The organism is Mycobacterium ostraviense, from assembly GCF_002705925.1.
Taxonomy (GTDB): Bacteria; Actinomycetota; Actinomycetes; order Mycobacteriales; family Mycobacteriaceae; genus Mycobacterium; species Mycobacterium ostraviense.
Map to the genome: position 1 here is coordinate 1 of NZ_NKRE01000173.1, position 257 is coordinate 257.

Genomic DNA, 257 nt, shown 5'->3' on the forward strand with positions numbered 1-257 from the left:
GATAATATCCGCATTTTGAAAAAGCCTGGGGATATTTTCTTCTGTGACCCTTTCGCAGCTGGTCTTAATATCCAGCCATGGATTGATCTGAAAAAGCTGCTCTTTCAGGGCTTCTGTCTTATCCATACCCAGGTGAGAGATAAAATAATGCTGCCGGTTCAGGTTGGTCATATCCACCTTATCAAAATCAACAAGGTGAAGATGTCCCACTCCTGCTCTGGCCAGAAACACAGACACATGGGAACCCAGTCCTCCAA

1 protein-coding gene is annotated in these 257 nt (G+C 45.1%); it reads right to left on the reverse strand.

Annotated elements, in window-relative coordinates:
- A partial coding sequence (locus CDN38_RS33790; RefSeq protein ID WP_275539819.1) for a ThiF family adenylyltransferase occupies positions 1–249 on the reverse strand: 249 nt, incomplete at its 3' end.
- Between the last annotated feature and the right edge of the window lie 8 nt (positions 250–257).